The 263-nt window shown below is 52.5% G+C and carries 1 tRNA gene; it reads left to right on the top strand.

What is annotated here, in order from left to right:
- Positions 1 to 109: 109 nt before the first annotated feature.
- Positions 110 to 183: transfer RNA gene (locus G9G54_RS25095), tRNA-Met, on the top strand.
- Positions 184 to 263 lie beyond the last annotated feature (80 nt).

Genomic DNA, 263 nt, shown 5'->3' with positions numbered 1-263 from the left:
CCCTGATAGCTCAGTTGGTAGAGCACTCGACTGTTAATCGAGTTGTCACAGGTTCGAGTCCTGTTCGGGGAGCCATGTTTTGAATATTTCTGAATTTTATATATAAGGTGGCGGCGTAGCTCAGCTGGCTAGAGCGTACGGTTCATACCCGTGAGGTCGGGGGTTCGATCCCCTCTGCCGCTACTCGGAGAGATACCCAAGTGGCTATAAGGGGACCCTCTGCTAAGGGGTTAGACTGCGAAAGTGGTGCGAGGGTTCGAATC

It is taken from the genome of Paenibacillus sp. EKM212P (assembly GCF_011066115.1).
GTDB lineage: Bacteria > Bacillota > Bacilli > Paenibacillales > Paenibacillaceae > Paenibacillus > Paenibacillus polymyxa_B.
The sequence above is the reverse complement of the archived record's forward strand: the minus strand, read 5'-3'. Positions and strand labels throughout refer to the sequence as shown.